This is a genomic window from Pseudomonas sp. FH4, from assembly GCF_000510915.2.
GTDB classification, from domain to species: Bacteria; Pseudomonadota; Gammaproteobacteria; order Pseudomonadales; family Pseudomonadaceae; genus Aquipseudomonas; species Aquipseudomonas brenneri.
Window position 1 is genome coordinate 287,448 of sequence record NZ_AOHN01000007.1, and the last position, 24,734, is coordinate 312,181.

Sequence of the window (24,734 nt, forward strand, 5' to 3'; positions counted from 1 at the left end):
GGAGAACGTACTTGTGAGCACATCAACCCAAGCCTTTGAAGGCATCAAAGGCAACCTCAATCAGATCGGTCATCACCTGCTCGACGTCAAAGCATCACTGTTGCCCGCACATAAACCATCAGTCGAACTGGCTTATCTGGAAAAAACCAACGCCATCCTGACGAACTACCGGCAGCAGTTCCTGCGCAAGGGCCGGGCTCTTTATCAATCACTCAAACAAAGTGACCTGCCCCAACAGCTGGCTTCGCTCAAGACCACGCTCAACGCACACCTGCAACAGCTCGACCTCTACGAGCAAATCGATGGAAAACCCTGCAAATCCTTCATGACCTTTGAGGCAGGCTTCACCGCCCTGGCCAATGAGACGACCCTCAGCACCCAGGACCGGCTGTTGCACCCACACCAGCAAGCCATGCTGGAGCGCGTGCCGCTGGGCAGCACCCTGCGCCCTGGCTTCTACGCCTTGACCTTGCGCTATCAGGAGCGGCCCATCGAACTGGCCGGGGCCTTTGTCCTGACCGAAAAATCCAGCCCGCAGATCACCGACCTGTCGTCCATGCCGGCCGTTGGCGAAGTCATGCTGTTCACCCCTGCCCGTGGGATTGAAGCCTTTGGCTCCCTGCCTCAATTGAATACGCATTTACAGCAGGGCATGGACGACGCAGCGCAGCGGCACGCCTTCATGCAACTGTTACCGGTGCGCTACCACGACATCACACCCGGTGCGATCTGGCCGCTGGAGCTGACGCCCATCAACGACAGGCCTTTGTTCGAACACACCTATAACGCCCTGATCAACAAGCGCACCGAAGACATCGACCACGCGCTGAACCTCGTGGGCAACCCCGAACAGGCCATGGATAAGTTGATCAACGCACTGGATCAAGCCATCGTGGCCTCGCTGCCCGACCTGACTTCACGCCTGGCGTGGCGCGCCCAACGCCTGCTGGAACGTTACCTGCGCCATAGCGCCCCAGACTGGTACCGCAGCGCCAGCGATGCTCACCGAATCACGCTCGCCGGCCACCTGGCGGAGTACAACGCAGCCCGCGAGAACCTGCTTGATCTGCTGGGCCCGGTCACCACGCCACAAACCCTGGCCCGCTATCAAGTCCTCGAACGACTGAGCGACGAGCTGGATATCCACGACCTGGCGCCAGAACACCTGGTGATCAACACTCGCCGTTACGTCGCCCCCATCGGCGAGTACGAACACCGCCGTACGCTGATCGACCTGGCCTTGCGCGGGCTGCACGAAGGTGACGAACAGACGGGCTCGGACTTCCTGAAAAAAACCACGCTCACCTATAAAGAGGCGCCTCTGCCCGAGGCCTACAAGGACTTGACGGTGGCCTGGCTGGCGCAAACGCTCAACACCTTGCAACCGCGCCTCGACTTCGCGGCGGTGCAGCAACAGATGCATGCAAAGCCCGAAACCAGCCAAGCGATCGAACAGATGCTCGACCAACGGATCAACGCGCTGGCCTATACCGCTCTGCTCCAGGGGCACCTCAGTGAGGGTGACTTCCAGTTGGTGCAGAACCTGCGCCAGGGCACCGACACCCGCCTGAGCGCCGCGACCCTGTCACTGCATGAAGCCCAGCTGCAGGATATGTGGGTGCTGCGCCAGAGCGACGCCCGTGGCACAGTCACACGCTTGCTGCTGTGTACGCCACAAGCACCTCGGGAACAGCAGTTCCAGGCATTCGACAGTGAGATCGCCTGCCAGAGCCACATCCTCGGCTGGAGCCTGGACAATGGCGCGAAACACCCCCCGGGTACTCTGACCGACTACCTGATCAAGCGAGTCGCCCTGCGTTTTCGCGGCGCAATGAAGCAGGTATTGACCGGCCTGAGCGGCAAGCCTCACGCCCAGGAATACCAAAAGGTCCGGTTTGGCAACATCGGCAGCCACGCCCACTGCCTGCAGGCCATGTCGCAGCATGTGCTGGCGACACGGGTCGACGACTATGCGTTCAGCACGCCGGACTGGTATCGCGCCACCAGTACCGCCAACCGCCAGAAACTGCTGAAACTATCTGAAAACGCCGAAGGTGCGCTGCAAGCCTACAACGACTTCCCGCTGTCCGATGCACGCTTCCAAAGCTTCTCCAGCTACCTGCATGAGCAAGCGAAAAAGCGCCTGAACGAACTACTGGGGCGCCGCCAGAACGATGTTGATCCCGATACCGTCTGGGCCTTTTCACCACCAGCGCTGCTCGCTTCATGGACCCCTGCCCCCCTGACCTACACCCAACTGTACCGTGACGGCTATGCCGACGGCGTGGGTTTTCTCGATGAGAAGTTCTCCAGGGCTGCACGTTTCAAAGGCCCTAAAGATATTGACCTGAGACCACTGACCGCTGAAAAGGTCGCACGCTCAGTCACCGGAGTCTGGATTGGCCAGCGCTATATCAACGAAGTCAAGACCCAGCTGCTGAATGCCAGCAGCGCGGGCTATGAGCTACGGCGTAATGCAACCCTGAGCATTACCCAGTACCAGATGCAAAGCGCGGCCCTGGAGTGCCGCCTGCAAGGGTATATCGCCGGGGTGGATTGGGAATGGCTGGATCGTAGCATCGCCAGTATGGGCGATAGCGCCGCCGACACGCGCGGCACCTATGCCATCCATCGACTACTGGTCGACGGTGAGTGGGTGATCGACAGCTTTCTCTTCAGTCACGCCGGTTTCCCTACGCTGCTCTACACCCCCAACGCACCGGACGGCATTAGCTTTCGTGAGGCACGGCAATTCAATTACCTGCTGAAAAAAACGCCCGGGATGGTCGGCTACTTCACGCTACGAGTCGGTGCCCAGTCACAGACCCGGGTACGCACCTTCCTGGAAAACGCCAAGGCGCAATTGCCCGAGGACTTGGATAAGACGTCTGCCAGCCCCGCACGCTATGACTCGACTCACGGCCAGCCGCCACTCATGGACCTGCGTCAGGCGCTGTACAACATGAAGCTGCAGCGCAAGATCGACGATGTTGAAGGCACTACGGTCAATCGCCACCAAATGGTCTCCGCTATCCTGTGGACCTGCGTGGAATGGGTTACCGCCATTGCCACCGCGCCGTTCCCCATCCTCAGCCTGAGCCTGGGCATGTTGCTGGCGTTCAAGGATGGCATGCTGGCCTTGCACGCCTATCAACAGGGCGATACCAGAGCAGCCGTCGAGCACTTGATCGGTTACGTGCTCAACAGCGCCGGTGCGGTATTCACCGATCTACGACCGGCCTTGGTTTCGCTCAAACAGCTTGCAAAAACGCCCCTGCGTCAAGCGGCCAAGATAGCTGCCGTTCCAAGCGAAGCCTTGAAGTTGATCCAGCCATTGCAACCCAAACTGTTGGCGCTAGCGGACATGCAGGCGGTACTGTTCGGTGGCGAGGCCCTGTGGGCGAAAAAGACCCCGGATGCAATCGGCCGCTACTTGCTGTACCGACTGGATCCGGTCACCGGCAAACTGGTTTCCACAACCCGCGTGGCCGCCCCCGATGCACAGGGCGTCTGGAGTCGTACCGGCATCACCGGGGGCGCGCCCAAGTATGAAAAACTGCCCGACACTCCGGAACAGCTCAAGCCCTATGAAATACCGGCAAAGTACGCGGGCAAAATGGAGCTGGCGCTCAACCCGCAGGTGCGGGCAGGAATACTATTGCGGTCTGAATGGGAGTTCGGCTCCAAGGAGGTCGCACGGGGAACTGGCGCCATTGAGCTTCTATCCCTGCGCACGATTTATCTGCAACAAGCCGAGCGCCTGACAGCAGACGCCCAAGACTTTTTCAAAAGCCTCGCCCCGCTGGCTGCCCGCGCCGAACCCCCGGCCCTCGACGCCAGCACATCTCTTTCGCAGCTGATCACCAGCAACGTCTTCAGCGGGAACAAGAACCTGGTCATCGGCGCGATACCGGGTTCCATCGCCAGTAAACAACTGCTAATCACCCAGATGGACGCCTTGGTCAGCAAAGGCTTCAAGCATCTCTACATCGAGTACCTGCCCACCGATGTCTTCCGCCTGAAACTGGAGAAGCTCAACAGCGGCAAATCCTGGAAGCACATCGAACGACATCTGAGAGCCGTCGATAAAGCGCTCGGTTTTGCCGAGGACGCCCAGTATTCCTATGTCTCGCTGGTCCGAAAGGCCCAGGAGAAGGGAGTGAAGATCAAGGCTCTGGACGCCTCTACCTCCTATCTGCTGGACGATGCGCTGCAAATGGGTGATACCCCGCCGACCACGGTACGGGGCAATAGCATCAGGAACTTCTACACCCACAAAGCCATCGAGGCCGATGCCCTCAATGAACAGGATGAACGCTGGGTTGCCCTCGTGGATCACTCGCGCCTGCGGACATTCGAGCAAACCCCTGGCCTGGCGGACTTGCAGGATGCAGTCGCACTGCGCGTGGAGGATGTGGGCGCGAACCAACCCGTGGGCCTCTGGATCGACACGCCGGGCGCTATCGCGGGTGACCCGTCGGCCAGGGGCGACTACCGGTTGAGCCTGCACACTGCGTACAAAGCTCCCGAACAGGCCGCGTCAGCCAGCGCAGCACCGGCCGACGTCGTGACGCATTTCAGTGAGTACGATATTCCCCCCGCGCTCCGGGACAGCATCAGCCGACAGAGCGATACTCGCCATGGCCTGGACACCCGCTACTTCCCACAGAATCCAGAGCATCATGAAGCGTTCCAGGCTTTTCAGGAGGCCAGAACACGCCTGAGTAAAGACGCAGACACCTACCTGGACAGCCACGTGCCACCGACAAGGCCCGATCCTTCCGTGCTGGGCTCGCCGCAAGCACCGGACACATTGCTGGAGAGCGTTGCTCACAGCGAGTTCTCGGGGCTGGTGTTGGGTGAAGGGCACGGGGCTCAATCCAGCAAGCGACTGCTGCGCGACTACATGAATAAACTCAAGAAGCTGGAGTTCAAGACCCTGTACGTTGAGCACCTGCTGACCGATATGCATCAGGCGGACCTGGATGTGTTCCTGCGTACCCAACGGCTGCCCGACAATCTCAAGCACTATCTCAGGCAGTTGGACCGAGGCCATATGCCGAACTACACCGGCAGCAACACCTACACCGAGGTCATCCAAACCGCAGCCAAGCATGGCCTGCGTATCCGGGCGCTGGACTGCACCGCCAGCTACAACATCAAGGGGGCGGGAGATGCGGACGTGTTGCGCAACCGGATGTTCAGCTACTTCGCCTCTGAGGTGATCAAGGCTGACCAGGCTGCGCATGGGCCTCACAAGTGGGTCGCTTTCGTCGGCAGCGTACACACCAATACCAATCTGGAAGTACCCGGCCTGGTGCAGCTGCAAGGTGCTGTCAGCCTGCATGTCCGGGACACGGCGCCTGCGCTGGCCCAGAATATCCGCCCTGGTGACTGGGAAACATTTGCCGAGGGCATAAGCCCTTATAAGCGAGCCTTGCGCAGTGACTTCATCTTGGACGCCGGCGTTGACGGTATCAAAGCCCTTACCCCCTTCGTCCCGGTGGACCGGTCACGCTTGAATCGCCCAGGCCTGTTCCTGATAGAACGCCCATCACCGGCACAGAATAATGTGTTGCACCGCTCCCGCACCGGGGAAATAGTGTCGACACCAATCAAGGTCGACGACAACGGCCTGTTTTATGTCGACCGTTGGGAGCCCATGCAAGGCAAGCGTTTCAGCTACGAAAACATACTGATTGAGGCGCTGCAGGCTGAAGTGGGGTTGAGACCCGCGCCGTGAACCATTGATACCTTGATCCTGGCTACATGACAGCAAACAAAAAACCCGCTGACCAACCTGGCCCAGCGGGTTTCTTGTTTCAACAGCCAGCCGATCAGAAATCCGCCAACTGCCACACTTCATACGCCGGTGTCTCGTAGGGGTGGCTGAGCTTCAAGGCCGCGACAACCGCCTTGATCAACTCATCGGCCACCACCAGCTCGACCTTCCACTCCTCAACCACTTCAACCTGGCCAATCTGCCCGAGAAACGGCTGGCTGCCGTCCAACGCGCGAAACTGGCCCTGGCCCAGCACTTGCCAGGCGCAGCTGTCGTAGTCGCCGATGCGCCCGCCGCCGGCTGCGAAGACGGCGGTTTTCACCGCCTCCACATGGCTGTCGGGTACGAAGAAGGCGAGCTTGTACACCGTCTTAGTTCACCCACACACGAGCGTTGCGGAACATGCGCATCCACGCGCCGTCTTCGTTCCACTCTTCCGGGCGCCACGAGTTCTGCACGGCGCGGAATACACGCTCCGGGTGCGGCATCATGATGGTCACGCGTCCGTCGCGGCTGGTCAGGCCGGTGATCCCGCGCGGCGAGCCGTTCGGGTTGGCCGGGTAGCTTTCGGTGACCTTGCCATGGTTGTCGACGAAACGCAGGGCCACGGTGCCGGACAGATCGGCTTCGAGCAGTGCTTCTTCGCTTTCGAACTCGGCATGGCCTTCACCGTGGGCAATGGCGATTGGCATGCGCGAACCGGCCATGCCCTGCAGGAAGATCGAGTTGGACTCCTGCACCTGCACCATGGCTACACGGGCTTCGAACTGCTCGGAACGGTTGCGCACAAAGTGCGGCCAGAACTCGCTGCCCGGGATCAGTTCGCTGAGGTTGGACATCATCTGGCAACCGTTGCACACACCCAGGGTGAAGCTGTCGTTACGCTCGAAGAAACCCTGGAACGCATCGCGGGCACGGCTGTTGAACAAGGCCGACTTGGCCCAGCCTTCACCGGCACCCAGCACGTCGCCGTAGGAGAAGCCACCGCAGGCCACCAGGCCTTTGAACGCGTTGAGGTCAACGCGACCGGCGAGGATATCGCTCATGTGCACGTCGATCGCATTGAAGCCGGCGCGGTCGAATGCAGCCGCCATTTCCACCTGGCCGTTGACGCCCTGCTCACGCAGTACGGCAACCTGTGGGCGAATGCCTTTCTTGATGTAAGGCGCGGCGATGTCCTGGTTGACGTCGAAGCTGAGCTTGGTGCTCAGGCCCGGGTTGTCTTCCTCCAGGATCACGTCGAATTCCTGCTCGGCGCAGTCCGCGTTGTCACGCAGGCGCTGGATCTGATAGCTGGTCTCGGCCCACTGGCGTTGCAACAGGCGGCGCTGGCCTTCGAACACGGTATCGCCGTTGAAGACAATGTTGATCACGCCGTTGTTGATCGGCTGGCCGACCACGGCCACGCAGTCGCCCAGGCCAGCGGCGCTGAACTGTGCCAACACGTCCGGGGTGGCGTCCTGGCGAACCTGGATCACTGCGCCCAACTCTTCGTTGAACAGGATGGCGGCGATATCGGCAGACGTTTCCGCCAGGCCGTCGAGGTTCAGGCTCAGGCCGCAGTGACCGGCGAAGGCCATTTCGACGACGCTGGTCAGCAAGCCACCGTCGGAACGGTCATGGTAAGCCAGCAAGTGACCGTCGGCATTCAGGCCCTGGATCACCGCGAAGAAGGCTTTCAGGTCTTCGGCGTCGTCGACGTCCGGTGCCTGTTTGCCGAGCTTGCCATGGGTCTGGGCGAGGATCGAGGCGCCCATGCGGTTCTGGCCACGGCCCAGGTCGACCAGGATCAGGTCGGTGGTGCCCTTGTCCATGCGCAGTTGCGGGGTCAGGGTCTGGCGGATATCGGTGACCGGTGCAAAACCGGTGACGATCAGCGACAGCGGCGAAGTGACGCTCTTGTCGGTGCCGTCTTCGTTCCAGCGCGTGGCCATGGACATGGAGTCCTTGCCCACCGGGATGGTGATACCCAACTCAGGGCACAGCTCCATGCCCACCGCCTTGACGGTGTCATACAGACGCGCATCTTCACCCGGGTGACCGGCGGCAGACATCCAGTTGGCCGACAGCTTGATGTCGGACAGCTTGCCAATGCGCGAAGCGACGATGTTGGTGATGGTTTCACCAATGGCCATGCGGCCCGACGCCGGGGCGTCCAGCAGGGCCAGCGGGGTACGCTCGCCCATGGCCATGGCTTCACCGGTGTACACGTCGAAGCTGGTGGCGGTCACGGCAACGTCAGCTACCGGCACCTGCCATGGGCCAACCATCTGGTCACGGGCAACCAGGCCGGTGATGGTGCGGTCGCCGATGGTGATCAGGAAGCTCTTGCTCGCCACGGCCGGGTGATGCAGCACACGTTCGATGCTATCGGCCAGGTCCAGAGTGCTTGGGTCGAAATCATCGCCCAGCTCGGCTTCACGTACCGCCGAACGGTGCATGCGCGGGGCTTTGCCCAGCAGCACTTCCAGAGGCATGTCCACCGGGCTGTTGCCGAAGTGGCTGTCGGTGACCGTCAGTTGCGGCTCGGCAGTGGCTTCGCCGACCACCGCGAACGGGCAGCGCTCGCGCTCGCAGATGGCCTGGAAGCGTTCGAAGTCCGCCGGGCCAACGGCCAGTACGTAGCGTTCCTGGGATTCGTTGCTCCAGATTTCGTGCGGGGCCATGCCCGGCTCGTCGTTTGGAATGTTGCGCAGCTCGAAACGGCCACCACGGTCGCCATCGTTAACCAGTTCCGGGAAGGCGTTGGACAAACCACCGGCACCGACGTCGTGGATGAAGCTGATCGGGTTCTTGTCACCCAACTGCCAGCAACGGTCGATGACTTCCTGGCAGCGACGCTCCATCTCTGGGTTTTCGCGCTGTACCGAAGCGAAGTCGAGGTCGGCCGAGCTGGTGCCGGTGGCCATGGAGGAAGCCGCGCCGCCGCCCAGGCCAATCAACATCGCCGGGCCGCCGAGCACGATCAGCTTGGAGCCGACCAGGATCTCGCCTTTCTTGACGTGTTCTTCACGGATGTTGCCCATGCCGCCGGCCAGCATGATCGGCTTGTGGTAGCCGCGCACTTCGTCGCCATGGGGGGTGGTGATGGACTGTTCGAAGGTACGGAAATAACCGGTCAGCGCCGGACGCCCGAATTCGTTGTTGAACGCGGCGCCGCCCAGCGGGCCTTCGATCATGATGTCGAGTGCGGTAACAATGCGCTCAGGCTTGCCGTACGGCACTTCCCATGGCTGTTCGAAGCCCGGGATCTGCAGGTTGGACACGGTGAAGCCGGTCAGGCCCGCCTTGGGCTTGGCGCCACGGCCGGTAGCACCTTCGTCGCGGATTTCGCCGCCCGAGCCGGTGGCTGCACCCGGAAACGGGGCAATCGCGGTCGGGTGGTTGTGAGTCTCGACCTTCATCAAGATATGCACCGGCTCCTGCACCGCGCCGTACTGGCGGGTCTCAGGGTCCGGGAAGAAACGGCCGGCGACGCTGCCGACAATCACCGAGGCGTTGTCCTTGTACGCCGACAGAACGCCTTCGCTGTGCATCACGTAGGTGTTCTTGATCATGCCGAACAGGCTTTTTTCCTGGCTCTGGCCGTCGATATCCCAACTGGCGTTGAAGATCTTGTGACGGCAGTGCTCGGAGTTGGCCTGGGCAAACATCATCAGTTCGATGTCATGCGGGTTGCGCGCAAGGCCAGTGAAGGCGTTGACCAGGTAGTCGATCTCGTCTTCGGCCAGGGCCAGGCCCAGTTCGGTGTTGGCCTTCTCAAGGGCGGCGCGGCCACCGCCAAGCACGTCAATCGCGGTGAGCGGCTTGGGCTCGGCGTGGCTGAACAGGCCGGCAGCCTGTTCCAGCTGGCTGACGATGATCTGGGTCATGCGGTCATGCAGGCTGCTGGCGATCAGCTCGGCTTCGGCATCGCTGAACTGGCCAGCCACGTAGAAGGCAATGCCGCGTTCCAGGCGCTGGATGCTCGACAGGCCGCAGTTGCGGGCGATATCGCTGGCCTTGCTCGACCAGGGCGAGATGGTGCCGAACCGTGGCAGAACCAGGAACAAGCGGCCAGTCGGCTCTTGAACAGGAACGCTGGGACCGTACTTCAGAAGGCGTGCCAGCACTTGCTGTTCGTCGGCGGTCAAAACGCCGTTGACGTCGGCGAAGTGAGCAAATTCAGCGTACAGGCCTGTAACAGCTGGAACCTTCTGGCTCAGTTGCTCAAGGAGTTTGCTGTGGCGAAAGGCAGAAAGGGCAGGAGCGCCGCGCAGGATCAACATCTTCGGGACAGCCTCGGGAAGGGGGTGTGCTTTGAGGCCGTGCATTCTAGCGTAAACCGCTGCCAACGGCACCCGAAACGGTACGACTGGCCGCTGCCGAACGTCAGTTGGCACAGATTGCACGGTATCGCGACGTTTTCCAGCGCTACCGACGCAGTTATTTTAACCGTCATAATTGCGCCCCAGGCCACGTTTCTGCGGGCTGCAGCACAGTTTCGCCAGCGCTAGCAGACAACTCCCATGCTGTCGATATATGGCGCCGTGGGCCGTTTGCGTATACTGCGCAGATGTTCTCCCCAACTGCTTTGCGCCCGCGATGCGCCAAATGGCTCATCGCCACCGGACTCTTCCTGATGCTCAGCGCCTGTGTTGATAAGCCCAGCACGCTTGAGCGAATCAAGGAGGATGGCGTATTGCGGGTGGTTACCCGAAACAGTCCGGCCACCTATTTCCAGGACCGCAACGGCGAAACCGGTTTCGAATACGAACTGGTCAAGCGCTTTGCCGACGACCTGGGGGTGAAGCTTGAAATCGAGACCGCCGACAACCTCGACGACCTGTTCGGCCAGTTGGGCAAACCCAACGGCCCGGTCCTGGCCGCCGCCGGCCTGGTCAGCAGCGAACAGCGCAAACAACAGGTGCGCTTCTCCCATGCGTATCTGGAAGTCACCCCGCAGATCATCTACCGCAACGGCCAGTCCCGCCCCACCAACGCCGCCGACCTGGTGGGCAAGAAGATCATGGTGCTCAAGGGCAGTACCCACGCCGAGCAACTGGCCGAGCTGAAAAAGCAGAATCCTGCGATTGAATACGAAGAGTCCGACGCCGTTGAAGTAGTCGACCTGCTGCGCATGGTCGACGAGGGGCAAATCGACCTGACCCTGGTCGACTCCAATGAAGTGGCGATGAACCAGGTGTACTTCCCCAACGTACGGGTCGCCTTCGACCTGGGCGACGCCAGCAACCAGAGCTGGGCCGTGGCTGCGGGTGAGGACAACAGCCTGCTCAACGAGGTCAACAGCTACCTCGACAAGGTCGAGAAGAACGGCACCCTGCAACGCCTCAAGGATCGTTACTACGGGCATGTCGATGTACTGGGCTACGTCGGCGCCTACACCTTTGCCCAGCACTTGCAGCAGCGCCTGCCCAAGTACGAGAAGTTCTTCAAGACCTCGGCCAAGGAAGAGAAAGTCGATTGGCGGCTATTGGCAGCCATTGGTTATCAGGAGTCGTTGTGGCAACCGACGGTCACTTCCAAGACCGGCGTGCGCGGCCTGATGATGCTGACCCAGAACACCGCCCAGGCGATGGGCGTGTCCAACCGCCTGGACGCCCGGCAGAGCATCAAGGGCGGCGCCAAGTACCTGGCGATGATCAAAAGCGAACTGGACGACAAGATCCTTGAACCTGATCGCACCTGGTTTGCCCTGGCGGCCTACAACGTCGGCGGAGGGCACCTGGATGACGCGCGCAAGCTGGCGCAAAAGGAAGGCCTGAACCCGAACAAATGGCTGGACGTGAAGAAAATGCTGCCGCGCCTGTCGCAGAAGCAGTGGTACAGCAAGACCCGCTACGGCTACGCCCGGGGCGGCGAGCCGGTGCACTTCGTGGCCAACATCCGGCGCTACTACGACATCCTGACCTGGGTGACCCAGCCGCAGCTGGAGGGCAACCAGGTGGTGGAAGGCAACCTGCATGTGCCGGGTGTGGACAAGACCAAGCCTGCCGAAGATAGCCCGCAGTTGTAACCTCAACCCTCCAAACACCACAAAACCCAATGTGGGAGCGGGCTTGCTCGCGATAGCGGTGTGCCAGTAAAACATTCATCAACTGACCCACCGCTATCGCGAGCAAGCCCGCTCCCACACTTTTGATCAGCGGTGTCTTATTGGCCAGTGATCAGATGCACCACACCGCCCGTCAATATCATCACCGCCGCAACCCCTGCCGCCTTCAGCGCCGCCTCATCCACCCGTGCCGGGTCCTGTAACTGCACGCGGATCCGCGTCAATGCCACCCGCTGTTGTGACTTGAGATTATTCGCCCCACCCAGTGCACTCAGCACCGCCGGCGCCAACAACGCATCAGCCGCCGGCTCGGCAAGCACCGTTTCGGCGACCAGATCCGGGGTCAGGGCTTTCCAGAACGCCCGCTGCAATTTCTCGAACATGTTCAGTTCTCCACAACCAATGAGGTTTCGACGGTCGCTGCGTGGTACTGGCTCAGGGCCTCGCGTACTTGGGCGGCCTCTTCCAGGTTCAACACCTGATGGGCGATCAGTTGGCAGTCGGCCAGGTCCAGGTCACGCACCGTGGCCTTGATACTCGGGATCAGCGGCACGCTGACAGACAACTCGTCGACTCCGAGCCCGATCAACATCGGCACCGCCAGGGTTTCAGACGCCAGCGCGCCGCATACGCCCACCCACTTGCCATGGGCATGGGCGGCCTTGACCGTGGTGGCGATCAGGCGCAGCACCGCCGGGTGAAAGCTGTCGGCCTGGCTGGCCAGGCGCGGGTGGTCGCGGTCCATGGCCAGGGTGTATTGGGTCAGGTCATTGGTGCCGATGGAGAAAAAATCCACATGGGGCGCGAACACATCCGCCATCAACGCCGCTGACGGCACCTCGATCATGATGCCCAGCTTCGGCAGCTCGGCAAGCCCCAGGGTCGCCGCCTCCTCTTCCAGGATCCTGCGGGCCTGGCGCAGTTCCGACAGCAGGCTGACCATCGGCAACATGATATGCAGCCGCGCCAAACCGGCACTGGCGAGGATCGCCCGCAACTGTTCACGCAGCAATTGCGGGCGCTCCAGGCACAGGCGAATCCCGCGCAGGCCGAGAAACGGATTGGTCTCGGCGTCCATCGGTACATAAGCCAGCGGCTTGTCGCCCCCCACATCGAGGGTGCGCACCACCAGATTACGTTCAGGGCCCAGGGCGCGGGCAATGGCGCTGTAGGTGCCAGCCTGCTCCTCGGGACTGGGCGCGCGGTTGCGCTCCAGGTAGAGAAACTCTGAACGCAGCAGGCCGACGCCTTCACCGCCGAGGGTCAGGGACTGCTCCACTTCCTGCAACGAGGCAACGTTAGCGGTGACTTCGACGTGATGACCGTCGCGGGTGGTCGCCGGCAAGGCAGCCTGCGCCACGTCACGCTGACGGCGCAGCACGTGCTGTTTGCGCGCGGCTTCCAGTTGTTCGATCTCGGCCAAGTTCGGCGCCAGGTGCAGCTCGCCTTTGTCGGCATCGAGCAGTACCTGCTTGCCGTTGGCCAGCGTCAATACCTGTGCCGGCGCCCCACAGACGGCCGGCAGGCCCAGGGCACGGGCAAGGATCGCCACGTGGCTGGTGGCACCGCCACCGACGGTGACAAACCCCAGGACCTTGCGCGTATCCAGGCTGGCGGTTTGCGAAGGTGTCAGTTGTTCGGCAATCAGGATCGCGCGTTCAGGCAGGTCCCATGTAGTGTCCTGGACGCCCAGGATCAGTTTCAATACGCGCTGGCCGACATCGGCCAGGTCCGCCGCGCGCTCGGCGAGCAAAGCATTGCCCAGGCCCTGGAACAGTTCGGCAGTGGCCACCGTGGCGCTGTTCCAGGCAAAGGCGGCGCTCTTGCCTGTGGCGAGCAGGTCGTGGGCTTGTTCGAGCAGTGTCGGGTCTTCGAGCAACTCCTGATGGGCCCGGAAAATCTCGGCCTGGGCACTGCCATCGGCCTTGGCTTGCAGGGTTTGCAGCGCCTCGGTTGCAGCGCGCAGGCCACGCTCCAGCAGGGCGCGCTCGACCTGCTCTGCGCCACCGAATTCGGGGATACTCAGCTGCGGCTCAGCCACTTGCACCACCAGGCCAAACGCCGAACCGGGCGACGCACACACGCCGCGCAACACGGTCGCCGACGATGACGGCGCGAGCGGCGCGGCCACCTCGGTCACCACCATAACGGTTTCACCACACCCCTCCAGCAACAGCGCAACCAATGCCTGGATCGCCGCCGCCGCATCCTGCCCCGCCGCGCTGACTTGCAGGGTATCGCCCTGCACCGTCTGCAACGCCATGATCGCCACCAGGGACTTGGCGTTGGCGCTCTGGGTTTGCTTGTGCAGGCAGATGCTCGCCTTGAACCCCTTGGCCGCCTGCGCCAGTACCGCCGCCGGGCGGGCATGCAAGCCGTTGGCATTGGGCAGCGTCAAGGGCTTGGAGAACAGGGCGTCGCCCTCTTCATCATCGTCATCAGCAGCGCGTGTGACCGGCGTCACACGCAGCAATGGTTGCCCGGCCTCAACCAGTCCGCGGTCCTCCGCCAGCAGCACAAAGGGCTCGCCGCTGACCACCAGCATCAAGGTCAACAAACTGCGGGCATTGAGCGCGATGAAATCGGCATCGAATTCAATCAATGGCTGGCCTGCCTCAACCCGCTGGCCTTCCTCGACCAGACGGGTGAAGCCCTTGCCCGCCAGGTTCACGGTATCCAGGCCGATATGCATCAGCACCTGCACACCGTTGTCGTCCGTGATACTGACCGCATGACCACTGTCCTGGACATTGCTGATCACCCCGGCCAGCGGCGCGCAGAGGGTCTGCGAAGTGGGATCGATACACACGCCGTCGCCAATCAGGCGGCTGGAGAACACCGGATCCGGCACCTGGTCCAGGGGCAACAGAACGCCGGCCAGGGGCGCCAGCAGTTCCAGGGGTTGAGTTGTGGTCATGACATCACCTGCTGTTTGGTTCTGTAAAAATCATGGGGCGAATGCAAATTCCGGGGTGACGAATATCCAAATGTGGGAGCACGCCTCCCACATTCAATCCGCGTACGACCGAGGGATTACTTCCACCAGTATTCGACCTGCACACCGAAGTTGGAGCCATGCCGCGCAGTGCCATAGGAGCCGCTGTCGGACAGCGCCGAGCCCGCCGCCAATTCATTGGCCGCACGCTTGGCCGCTTCGTTCCAGGTGGCATAGGTGTAGTACAACCGCACTTCCGGCCGCGCCCAGAAATCCGGGCCTTTGGGCGACCAGGTCGGAGCGAAGGTGAACTTGCTGAGTTTGCGCGTGCCGCCGCTGGCATCCACCTGATCGTGGCCCAGTTCGGTGACCAGCTTGAACTGTTCGCTGAGGGCATACGCCGGGCGCACACCGATGGACATCCAGGTCTGATCCTGGCTGCCGGGACGCACGTCTTTTTGGTACACCGCCTCGACCTGGCCACCAAAACGCGGCGTCACTTGCCAGTCGAAAAACTCCACTGCGCGGTAGCTTTTGCTGCTGCGTTCCAGCGCCGTATTGCCGGTGTAACCCAGGCCGGTACCCGGCCCTTCACCGTACTGCAGGGCGAACTTGTTCTTGCCGCCAAGGAACGGTTTTTGTACATGCTGGGCGGTCAGCGCCCAGCCGCTGTGGGTGTCGCGGCCACCGGCCTGTTCGATGTAACTCAGGCCCAGTTCCAGCTCGCCGCCGGGGTTGGTCTTGAAGCCCGCCACATTGAAGTCATGCCGAGTGGCGTATTCCTTCTGGTACAGGTTGTCCTTGCGCGACAAGGCGTAGCTGTATTTCAGGTCGCCAATCAACACGTCCTCGATACCGCCGCCGGTGGCGCTCTGGTTCCAGTAGTAGAAGTCGGAAATATGAATGTCATTACGTTTGTAGTAGCGCCGCCCGGCCCACAACGAGCCGCCATTGAGGCTGGGCATGTTCGACCACTGGGCATACATCTGCGGCATGCGCGCCGAACCGTTGTTCTCGCCCTGGAACTTCAGCTCGCGGTCGTACTTGTTGTACAACGAAGCCATGGCATCGACGCTGAGCACCGAACCGTCGTCGAGGGTGAACAGGTCCTGGCGCAACTCCAGCTCGGCGTATTGTTCGCACTCGTTGCCCAGGCGGTATTTGGATTGGGCTCCCGGCAATTGGAAACATTGCTGCGGGCCACTGCCGGTCGAGGTGCCGGCGCCGCTGCGCAGATAGCCCGCGAACTCCAGGGCGTGTGCGGCAAACGGTACGCTTAGACAAGATGCAACGAGACCCAGCTTTATTGTTGTTTTCATGAAGCGCTCCTTTTTTCTTATTGTTTGTAACGCGATTCTGTAGGAGCGAGCTTGCTCGCGAAAATCGTCAACGATGACGTGGGCATTCCGGATGCACGCGGCGCTTTGAAATTTTTCGCGAGCAAGCTCGCTCCTACAAAAAGGGGAATGTCAGTCGGTCAGGTGCAGCACAACCGATTCGTAAGGGCGCAGCGTGAGCGTGTCTGTGCGCACCGGGCAGTCGGGATAGTTGCTGATCAACTGGCGTTGCGCGCTCGCCGCACTGATCACGTTTCTAGGCAGCAGGATTTCGCAGGGCTGGCCATAGAAGTTGTTCAGCACCAGCAGGCGCTCGCCATGGCCTTCGCGCAGATACACCCAGACCTTGTGGTGATCCTGCAGCAACTGGCGGTAAACGCCCTCTTGGATCAGCGGTTCAAGGCGCCGCAAGGCGATCAGCGCACGGTAGTGATGCAACACCGAATCCGGGTCATCCAGCTGGCTCTGGACATTGATCTGCGCCGCATTGGCAGGGATGCCGATCCACGGCTCAGCGCTGCTGAAACCGGCATTGGCCTGGCTGTTCCACTGCATCGGCGTGCGGCCGTTGTCGCGGGATTTCTGCATGATCGCGGCCATGCTCGACGCCTCGGACTCACCGGCATCGCGCTTGAGGCGATAGATGTTCAAGGTCTCCACATCGCGGTACTGCTCGATGGTGTCGAAGCCTGGATTGGTCATCCCCAGCTCTTCGCCCTGGTACACAAACGGCGTGCCCTGGAGAAAGTGCAACGCGGTGGCGAGCATCTTGGCCGAGACCACGCGGTGCTCGCCGTCATCGCCAAACCGCGAGACCACCCGTGGCTGATCGTGGTTACACCAGAACAGCGCATTCCAGCCGCCGCCGGCCTGCATGCCCAACTGCCAGTCAGAGAGAATTTGCTTGAGTTGCTGAAAGTCAAAGTCGGCGCGCACCCACTTTTGCAGGTTCGGGTAATCGACCTTCAGGTGATGAAAGTTGAAGGTCATCGACAGCTCTTTCGACTCCGGGCGAGAGTAGCGAATGCAGTGTTCCAGGCTGGTGGACGACATCTCGCCGACGTTAATCAGGTCGTGGCCTTCGAACACCTCGCGGTGCATTTCCTGCAAGTACTCATGCACGTTGGGGCCGTCGGTGTAGAAACGGCGACCGTCACTGCGGTCTTCGGGGAAATCCGCCGGCTTGGAGATCAGGTTGATCACGTCCAGGCGGAAACCGCCGACGCCTTTGTCACGCCAAAAGCGCATGAGTTTGTAGACCTCGGCACGCACCTTGGGGTTGTCCCAATTGAGATCGGCCTGGGTGTGGTCGAACAGGTGCAGGAAGTACTGGCCGGTCTGTGCCTCGTATTCCCAGGCCGAACCGCCGAACTTGGATTCCCAGTTGTTCGGCTGGTCGCGCCAGATGTAGAAGTCGCGGTACGGGTTATCGAGGCTGCTGCGCGCCTGCTGGAACCATTCGTGCTCGATGGAGGTGTGGTTGACCACAATGTCCAGCATCAGCTTGATGCCGCGCTTGGCCGCTTCGCGGATCAGCAGGTCGCAGTCGGCCATGGTCCCGTAGCTGGGATCGATGGCGTAGTAGTCACTGATGTCGTAGCCGTTGTCACGCTGGGGCGAGCGCAGGAACGGGGTGATCCACAGGCAGTCGACGCCCAGCCACTGGAGGTAGTCGAGTTTGTCCACGATACCCAGCAGGTCACCGGTGGCGTTACCCACGTGGCTGTGGAAGCTTTTGGGGTAGATCTGGTAGATCACCGAGTGTTGCCAGTCTTGCATGGGGACTCCTTCAACTTGGAATGCGATCAAATGTGGGAGCGGACTTGCTCGCGAAAGCGATCGATCAGGCGACGCGATAACCCGGCCGGACAATCTTCATGCTCAACCCACAGGTCAAGACAAACGGCACCACAATCGCCACCGCCATGCCGATCACAAACATCGGGATGTACTGCGGGATGATCGAGATAAACCCAGGCAAGCCACCCACACCGATGGCCGAGGCCTGGACCTTGTTCAGCGAGAGGAAAATGCTGCCCAGGGCCGAGCCCAGCAACGCGGCATAGAACGGAAACTTGAAGCGCAGGTTCACCCCAAACATGGCCGGCTCAGTGATGCCGAAATAGGCGGAAACCGCCGAGGTCGAGGCCATGCTTTTATCCCGCGCATTGCGGCTCATGTAGAACACACCGAGGGCCGCGCTGCCCTGCGCCAGGTTGGACATGACGATCATCGGCCAGATAAACGTACCGCCCTGGGTGGAGATCAGTTGCAGGTCCACGGCGAGGAACATGTGGTGCATGCCGGTGATCACCAGCGGTGCATACAACAGGCCGAAAATCGCCCCGCCAACCATCGGCGCCAGGTCAAACAGCGTGACCACGCCTTCGGTGATCAGGATGCCGAGGTGACGGGTCACCGGGCCGATGATCGCCAGCGCCAGCACCCCGGTGACGACGATGGTGGTGATCGGCACGACCAGCAATTGGATGGCGTTCGGCACCCGCGCCCGCAGCCATTTTTCAATCACGCTCATGACGTAGGCGGCCATCAGGATCGGCAGGATCTGGCCCTGGTAGCCAACCTTCTCGATCTGGAACCAGCCCAGAATATCGAAATACGGCAGGCTCTGGCCGTCGAGCCCGGCCACGGCCTTGCCGTAGTTCCAGGCGTTGAGCAAGTCTGGGTGCACCAGCATCAGGCCGAGCACGATGCCGAGGATTTCACTGCCACCAAAGCGCTTGGCCGCCGACCAGCCCACCAACGCCGGCAAGAACACAAACGACGTGTTGGCCATCAGGTTGATCAGGCTCCACAGACCATCCAGGTTCGGATAGGCCTCCAGCAGCGTCTGGCCCTCGATGAACATGCCCTTGGCGCCCATCAGGTTGTTCACACCCATCAACAGGCCGGCAATGATCAGCGCCGGCAGGATCGGCATGAACACATCGGAGAACACCCGCACCAGGCGTTGCATGGGGTTGGTCTTGTCGCCACCGGCTTTCTTCACGTCGGCGATGGTCGAGACGCCGAGGCCGGTCTGTTCGCGCAGGGCGGCGTAGACCTTTTCCACCTCGCCAGGGCCGATGACAATCTGGAACAGGCCGCCGGTAAAGAACGAGCCCTTGACCAGATCGACCTGGTTCAGCGCACTGGCGTTGACCAGGCTCGGGTCCTTGAGGGCCAGGCGCAGGCGCGTCACGCAGTGGGCCGCTTGCTCAAGGTTGTCGCTGCCACCGAGGTTCTGCAGAATCTCGCGGGCGATGTTGGGGTAATCGTGGCTCATGCTTGTTCTTCCACTTTAGATTCTTGTTATTGGCAGCATGCCGAGGGCAAAAGTACTCGTCTGTACGAGTTAAAGCAATAACTCGTACAGACGAGTTACAAAAATATCGAATGAGCGCTTTTCTGTAGGAGCGAGCTTGCTCGCGAAGAACCTGAGGGCAACACGGGGTGTCAGTTTTTTCGCGTTATCGTTAACGATTTTCGCGAGCAAGCTCGCGCCTACAGGGATTTGCGATATCCGAGGGGCTGATGGACAAACCCCACCTCTGCCTCTAAGGTTCCTGCCTTGAATGCAATCGCGGCACAGAGCCATTCCCATGAGTAAATACAACCAGATCTACACTGATCTGCTTGCCAGCATCACCACCGAACGCCTGCAACGCGGCACCCGCCTGCCCTCCGAAACGGAGTTGATGGATACCTACCAGGCCAGCCGCGGCACCGTGCGCCGGGCCATCGAGCAGTTGCAGGAACGTGGATTCGCGCAAAAGATTCACGGCAAGGGGACGTTCGTGCTGTCGCCAAACCCGATTGAGTTTCAACTGGGCGGCATCGTCAGCTTCCACGAAACCCACGCCGACCTGGGCGATGACGTACGCACCGAAGTAGTCGAATTCACTCAATTGCCTCTGGAAGGCTCGCTGCTGCAACATATCGAGGCCGAGCCCGGCACCCTGATCACCCGCATCAAGCGGGTACGGCGCATCGGCGGCAAACGGGTGATCCTCGACATCAACCACTTCGTCGCCGATCTGATCCCGGGCCTGGACCAGACGATTGCCGAGCAGTCGATCTATGCGTTTATCGAGCAGACGTTGCAGTTGCAGATCAGCTACGCCCAACGCACCATCGAGGCCCTGCCCCGCAGCAAGGACGACCAGGCGCACCTGGACCTCGACGGGCAAAGCCATGTGATCGTGGTGAGTAACCAGACGTTTTTGCAGGATGGGCGGCAGTTCGAGTACACCGAGTCGCGGCATACGTTGGATAAGTTTTACTTTTCAGATATTGCGCGGCGATAGAGCCGGATCCCGTCAAGTACAAGCGATGCACAGGTGGCCATGGGCGACCTGCACATCGCGGCATCACTCAGTGATCAAGGTTTACCAAGAAAGCGGCTCAACTCGGCAGTGACTTGCGGCGCACACTCCTCGACCATCCAATGACCGCAGCCCGGCAGGATTTTGCCCGTGTGTTGCGAAGGATCACTGACAAAACGAGCGGCCATTTCCTTGGTCAGCACATCGTTGACCCCTTGCTGACCGGTGAGCGCCATCGACGGGATCTTCAGCAACTTGCCGTCAGCCAGCAACTTCTCGTTCTGTGCAATCGAGTCTGCATGAGACTTGTAGTAACCAAACGCAGCGTGCAGCCGCTCGCGGGTCGAATAAGGCTCGATCAGCTCACTGAGCAACTCAGGGGTGAACACCTCTTTTTTGCCCGCGTAGGTTTTGATGAAGTACGAGAAAAACAGGCTTGGATCGGCAGCAATTTGCTTCTCGGCAATATCACCGAAGCTGAAGTAGCCAAAGTGCCAACCGAGCCCCGGGCCTGACGGGGTATAGCCTGGGTAGGTGAACATATCCCGATCGGGAATCGGCGAATCCATGAACACCACCTTCTTGATGAAGCTACCCTGGTTGCGGGCCACGAACGGGTATGAGGCGGAGTTGCCCAGATCATGGCTGACGAAGTCGATGGACTGCGCCGGGGTGATCTTTTTCACCGCGCCCAACAGGATCCTGGAGACATTCTCAGCCGAATAGTCGTCGCCCTTGATCGGACCCGACTGCCCAAGGCCGGGCAGATCAACGGCAATCACCGTACGGTTCCTGGCAAAGGCCTGCATCACCGGCTCCCACATCTTCCAGGTGGAACCAAAGCCGTGGAGAAAGACCACCGGGGTCCCACCGCTGCCGCCTTCGACATAGTGAATACGCGTGCCGTCGACATCGATAAACTTGCTCGACAGCCCGGCACCATATTGATACTGGCCCAGATGATTATTCTTGACCGTATCAAACTGCTGGCGAGACACACTGGGTGGTGTGTCGATTGACTTCATCGCCGGATCGTATCCCGCCCACGACAAGGATGGGCCGGCCAGCAAGGAAGATAAAAGGACTGCTGATAAGACTTTTTTCATGATTTTGTAGGTCCAGGTCAAAAGATCGGCGAACACCATCAATAGCGCCCTGCTGGCGGCCGTCGAATGGGGGAATTCAGCTAGAAGGAGAGTGTCAGGCTGCTAGGAGAGCGTCGGATAGTCGATGTAGCCAGCCGCACCGCCACCGTAGAACGTGGATTGATCTGCAACGCTCAGTGATGCCCCCTCGTGGATCCGCTGCACCAGATCAGGGTTTGCAATAAATGGCCGCCCAATAGCCACCGCATCGGCCAGGCCTGCCTGGAGGATCGCCTCGGCACGCGCGCCGTCATAGTTACCGCAAACAATCAGTGGCCCATTGAAAGCGGCACGCAGGCGCTCGCGAAAACCTTGCGGATAAGGGGCACCGCCCGCCCACTCCCACTCGGCAATATGCAAATACGCCAGGCCGCGCTGTTGCAGTTGACCGGCCAGATACAAGGTCATCGCCTCAGGCTCATCATCTTGAATATCATTGATCGACCCCCACGGCGACAACCGCAACCCGATACGTTCGGCGCCCACGACCGCAATCATGGCATCGAGGGTTTCGAGCAGAAATCGCGCACGGTTTTCCACGCTCCCGCCATAGTCGTCTGTTCGTCGGTTGCTGCCCGTGGCCAGAAACTGGTCGAACAGATAGCCATTGGCGCCATGCATTTCCACCAGGTCAAACCCGGCACTCAGCGCCGCGCGAGCAGCCTGGACAAACTCCTGGCGGACTTGCTTGAAGTCTTGCACGGTCATTTCACGCGGTTCGGCGGCAGGCGCCATGGTGCCGCCCCCCTTCATATCACTCACGAAAACCTGGGCCTTGGCAGTTATCGCCGAAGGCGCCAATGGCTTTTCACCTTCCAACTGCATCGACCCATGGGACATCCGCCCCACATGCCAAAGCTGGGCAGCAATTCGACCTCCCGCCGCGTGGACCGCATCGGTAACCGTTCTCCAGCCCGCCAACTGTTCAGGGCTGAAAATCCCAGGGGTATAGGCATAGCCCTGGCCCTGCCGTGAGACCTGAGTCCCCTCACTGATAATCAAACCGGCACTGGCACGTTGTGCGTAGTAAGTCGCGTTGATTTCCACTGGTATGTCACCAGGTTGTGCCGCACGAGAACGAGTCATCGGTGCCATGACCAGGCGATTGGGCAATAAAACCGGGCCAACCGGCAATGGGCTGTAGAGCTTTTTAGACATGATGAAGCAACTCCTGGAGAACGTTCACACCATTAATATAGTGATCACTATGTAATATCCATTACGATGCATTCGTCAATTATTTTTTAGTGATCAATACATTTATTGCGATCAAAGACATACCCGTGGCGTCGATCGAAATACGCTCCAGGTCAGGCAGGCGGTGTTTTTGGCGCAAAGGCCATGACGATATGCCCTACAGCACAATCACCGAGGGATCAGAATGGGGAAACGCAGGAGGGAGGGGGAATGTTGCAGGATCAAGATTTGACAGAGAACAGGAAGGCCACGATTAGCCCTCCCGATCGGTGCCAGCGTCATCGCCAACCTGTTCTACACAGTGGCAATAGACGCTGAGGTTAAGGGGGTCATTCCCACTCAATGGTCGCCGGCGGCTTGCTCGACACGTCATAAGTAACGCGCGAAATACCTTCGATCTCATTGATGATACGGCCGCTGACAGTCTCCAGCAGTTCGTACGGCAGGTGTGCCCAACGGGCGGTCATGAAGTCGATGGTTTCTACCGCACGCAGTGCCACGACCCAGGCGTAACGACGGCCATCACCGACCACGCCAACCGATTTCACCGGTTGGAATACCACGAAGGCCTGGCTGACCTTGTGGTACCAGTCGGCCTTGCGCAGTTCTTCGATGAAGATGTGGTCGGCACGACGCAGCAGGTCGGCGTATTCCTTCTTCACTTCACCGAGGATGCGCACGCCCAGGCCCGGGCCCGGGAATGGGTGGCGGTAGACCATGTCATACGGCAGGCCCAGTTCCAGGCCCAGACGGCGGACTTCGTCCTTGAACAGTTCGCGCAGCGGTTCTACCAGCTTGAGGTTCATTTCCTCAGGCAGGCCACCCACGTTGTGGTGGGACTTGATCACGTGGGCCTTGCCGCTCTTGGCGCCAGCCGACTCGATCACGTCTGGGTAGATGGTGCCCTGGGCGAGGTACTTGATGTTGTCCAGGCTGGTGGCCTGGGCATCGAAAACGTCGATGAAGGTACGGCCAATGATCTTGCGCTTCTTCTCTGGGTCGGATTCGCCGGCCAGGTTGTTGAGGAACTGGTCCTCGGCGTTGGCGCGGATCACTTTGACGCCCATGTTCTCAGCAAACATGGCCATCACTTGCTCGCCTTCGTGCAGGCGCAGCAGGCCGTTGTCGACGAATACGCAGGTCAGTTGGTCGCCGATGGCTTTGTGCAGCAGCGCAGCAACCACCGAGGAGTCAACGCCGCCGGACAGGCCGAGCAGCACGTTATCGGTACCAACCTGGGCGCGCACGTTGGCGATGGCGTCTTCAGCGATTTTCGACGGGGTCCACAGGGCTTCACAACCGCAGATGTCGAGGATAAAGCGCGACAGGATGCGCCCGCCTTGCTTGGTGTGGGTCACTTCCGGGTGGAACTGCACGCCGTAGTAGCCGCGCTCGTCGTTGAACATGCCGGCAATCGGGCAGCTCGGGGTGCTGGCCAGGATGTGGAAGTCTTCCGGCATCTTGGTGACTTTGTCACCGTGGCTCATCCACACGTCGAGGCCGAACAGGCCGTCAGTGTCAACGTGGTCTTCGATACCGTCCAGCAGGCGGCTCTTGCCGACCACGTCCACACGGGCATAGCCGAATTCACGCAGTTCGGAGCCTTCGACCTTGCCGCCCAGTTGCTCGGCCATGGTCTGCATGCCGTAGCAGATGCCGAAGACCGGTACGCCCAGGTCAAATACGGCTTGTGGGCAGCGTGGGCTGTTGGCTTCGTGCACGGACTCGGGGCCACCGGCGAGGATGACGCCTTTTGGGGCGAATTCGCGAATCGCTTCGTCGTCCATGTCGAACGGATGCAGTTCGCAGTACACGCCGATTTCACGCACGCGGCGCGCGATCAGTTGGGTGTACTGGGAGCCGAAGTCGAGGATCAGGATGCGGTGGGCGTGAATGTCGAGGGCCATGAAGTCAGTCTCGTCTAATGAATCAGAAACAACTCGGGGCTGAAAGAACAG

General features: G+C 60.6%; 13 protein-coding genes and 1 pseudogene. 3 read left to right on the plus strand and 11 right to left on the minus strand.

Annotation, left to right across the window (positions count from 1 at the left end):
* The first annotated feature begins 13 nt into the window (after positions 1 to 13).
* Positions 14 to 5,743, plus strand: a complete 5,730-nt coding sequence (locus H097_RS06185) for a membrane-targeted effector domain-containing toxin (protein WP_032858265.1) — start codon at positions 14 to 16, stop codon at positions 5,741 to 5,743.
* A 94-nt stretch (positions 5,744 to 5,837) separates the two neighbouring features.
* On the opposite strand, the gene H097_RS06190 is transcribed toward H097_RS06185, so the two are convergent.
* Entirely contained in the window at positions 5,838 to 6,149 is a 312-nt protein-coding gene (locus tag H097_RS06190) for an NGG1p interacting factor 3 protein, NIF3 (RefSeq protein WP_032858267.1), read from the minus strand.
* Positions 6,150 to 6,153: 4 nt separating this feature from the next.
* The gene (gene purL, locus H097_RS06195) at positions 6,154 to 10,050 is read right to left on the minus strand and encodes a phosphoribosylformylglycinamidine synthase (protein ID WP_032858269.1); all 3,897 of its coding nucleotides are present in this window, start codon (positions 10,048 to 10,050) and stop codon (positions 6,154 to 6,156) included.
* Between the two features lie 287 nt (positions 10,051 to 10,337).
* On the opposite strand from purL, the gene mltF reads away from it, so the two are divergent.
* A complete protein-coding gene (gene mltF / locus H097_RS06200; RefSeq protein ID WP_032858270.1) occupies positions 10,338 to 11,798 on the plus strand; it encodes a membrane-bound lytic murein transglycosylase MltF in 1,461 nt (486 codons plus the stop codon).
* Between the two features lie 137 nt (positions 11,799 to 11,935).
* On the opposite strand, the gene H097_RS06205 is transcribed toward mltF, so the two are convergent.
* From H097_RS06205 to H097_RS28625, 6 genes and pseudogenes are all read right to left on the minus strand, one after another.
* A complete protein-coding gene (locus H097_RS06205; RefSeq protein ID WP_032858272.1) occupies positions 11,936 to 12,220 on the minus strand; it encodes a PTS transporter subunit EIIB in 285 nt (94 codons plus the stop codon).
* A 2-nt stretch (positions 12,221 to 12,222) separates the two neighbouring features.
* Positions 12,223 to 14,754 carry a phosphoenolpyruvate--protein phosphotransferase gene (gene ptsP, locus H097_RS06210; RefSeq protein ID WP_032858273.1) on the minus strand — a complete coding sequence of 844 codons (2,532 nt, stop codon included), beginning with the start codon at positions 14,752 to 14,754 and terminating at the stop codon, positions 12,223 to 12,225.
* A gap of 116 nt (positions 14,755 to 14,870) precedes the next feature.
* Positions 14,871 to 16,091, minus strand: a complete 1,221-nt coding sequence (locus H097_RS06215; protein WP_032858274.1) for a carbohydrate porin — start codon at positions 16,089 to 16,091, stop codon at positions 14,871 to 14,873.
* A gap of 150 nt (positions 16,092 to 16,241) precedes the next feature.
* Positions 16,242 to 17,888 (minus strand): alpha,alpha-phosphotrehalase, encoded by a 1,647-nt coding sequence (treC, locus tag H097_RS06220; protein ID WP_032858276.1) that lies wholly within the window; start codon positions 17,886 to 17,888, stop codon positions 16,242 to 16,244.
* A 64-nt stretch (positions 17,889 to 17,952) separates the two neighbouring features.
* On the minus strand, positions 17,953 to 19,395 hold the full coding sequence (gene treP, locus H097_RS06225) for a PTS system trehalose-specific EIIBC component (protein WP_032858277.1): 1,443 nt from the start codon (positions 19,393 to 19,395) through the stop codon (positions 17,953 to 17,955).
* Between the two features lie 123 nt (positions 19,396 to 19,518).
* Positions 19,519 to 19,632, minus strand: a pseudogene (locus H097_RS28625) (outer membrane lipoprotein carrier protein LolA); the annotation flags it as partial.
* A 79-nt stretch (positions 19,633 to 19,711) separates the two neighbouring features.
* Between H097_RS28625 and treR the strand changes: the two are divergent.
* Positions 19,712 to 20,416 (plus strand): trehalose operon repressor, encoded by a 705-nt coding sequence (gene treR / locus H097_RS06230; protein ID WP_032858279.1) that lies wholly within the window; start codon positions 19,712 to 19,714, stop codon positions 20,414 to 20,416.
* 74 nt (positions 20,417 to 20,490) lie between these two features.
* Here treR and H097_RS06235 read toward each other — a convergent pair whose 3' ends face one another.
* The 3 genes from H097_RS06235 to guaA all read right to left on the minus strand — a co-directional run bounded on the left by H097_RS06235 (position 20,491) and on the right by guaA (position 24,683).
* Positions 20,491 to 21,579 carry an alpha/beta hydrolase gene (locus H097_RS06235; protein ID WP_223232759.1) on the minus strand — a complete coding sequence of 363 codons (1,089 nt, stop codon included), beginning with the start codon at positions 21,577 to 21,579 and terminating at the stop codon, positions 20,491 to 20,493.
* A gap of 63 nt (positions 21,580 to 21,642) precedes the next feature.
* A complete protein-coding gene (locus H097_RS06240) occupies positions 21,643 to 22,737 on the minus strand; it encodes an alkene reductase (protein ID WP_032858281.1) in 1,095 nt (364 codons plus the stop codon).
* 368 nt (positions 22,738 to 23,105) lie between these two features.
* Entirely contained in the window at positions 23,106 to 24,683 is a 1,578-nt protein-coding gene (gene guaA, locus H097_RS06245) for a glutamine-hydrolyzing GMP synthase (RefSeq protein ID WP_032858282.1), read from the minus strand.
* Positions 24,684 to 24,734 lie beyond the last annotated feature (51 nt).

What these genes read in the sequence shown, in the direction of transcription:
- H097_RS06215 (WP_032858274.1), bottom strand. Translation starts at nt 16,091, where the DNA reads ATGAAAACAACAATAAAGCTGGGTCTCGTTGCATCTTGTCTAAGCGTA.
- treR (WP_032858279.1), top strand. Translation starts at nt 19,712, where the DNA reads ATGAGTAAATACAACCAGATCTACACTGATCTGCTTGCCAGCATCACC.
- treP (WP_032858277.1), bottom strand. Translation starts at nt 19,395, where the DNA reads ATGAGCCACGATTACCCCAACATCGCCCGCGAGATTCTGCAGAACCTC.
- mltF (WP_032858270.1), top strand. Translation starts at nt 10,338, where the DNA reads ATGTTCTCCCCAACTGCTTTGCGCCCGCGATGCGCCAAATGGCTCATC.
- H097_RS06240 (WP_032858281.1), bottom strand. Translation starts at nt 22,737, where the DNA reads ATGTCTAAAAAGCTCTACAGCCCATTGCCGGTTGGCCCGGTTTTATTG.
- H097_RS06235 (WP_223232759.1), bottom strand. Translation starts at nt 21,579, where the DNA reads ATGGTGTTCGCCGATCTTTTGACCTGGACCTACAAAATCATGAAAAAA.
- H097_RS06205 (WP_032858272.1), bottom strand. Translation starts at nt 12,220, where the DNA reads ATGTTCGAGAAATTGCAGCGGGCGTTCTGGAAAGCCCTGACCCCGGAT.
- treC (WP_032858276.1), bottom strand. Translation starts at nt 17,888, where the DNA reads ATGCAAGACTGGCAACACTCGGTGATCTACCAGATCTACCCCAAAAGC.
- ptsP (WP_032858273.1), bottom strand. Translation starts at nt 14,754, where the DNA reads ATGACCACAACTCAACCCCTGGAACTGCTGGCGCCCCTGGCCGGCGTT.
- purL (WP_032858269.1), bottom strand. Translation starts at nt 10,050, where the DNA reads ATGTTGATCCTGCGCGGCGCTCCTGCCCTTTCTGCCTTTCGCCACAGC.
- guaA (WP_032858282.1), bottom strand. Translation starts at nt 24,683, where the DNA reads ATGGCCCTCGACATTCACGCCCACCGCATCCTGATCCTCGACTTCGGC.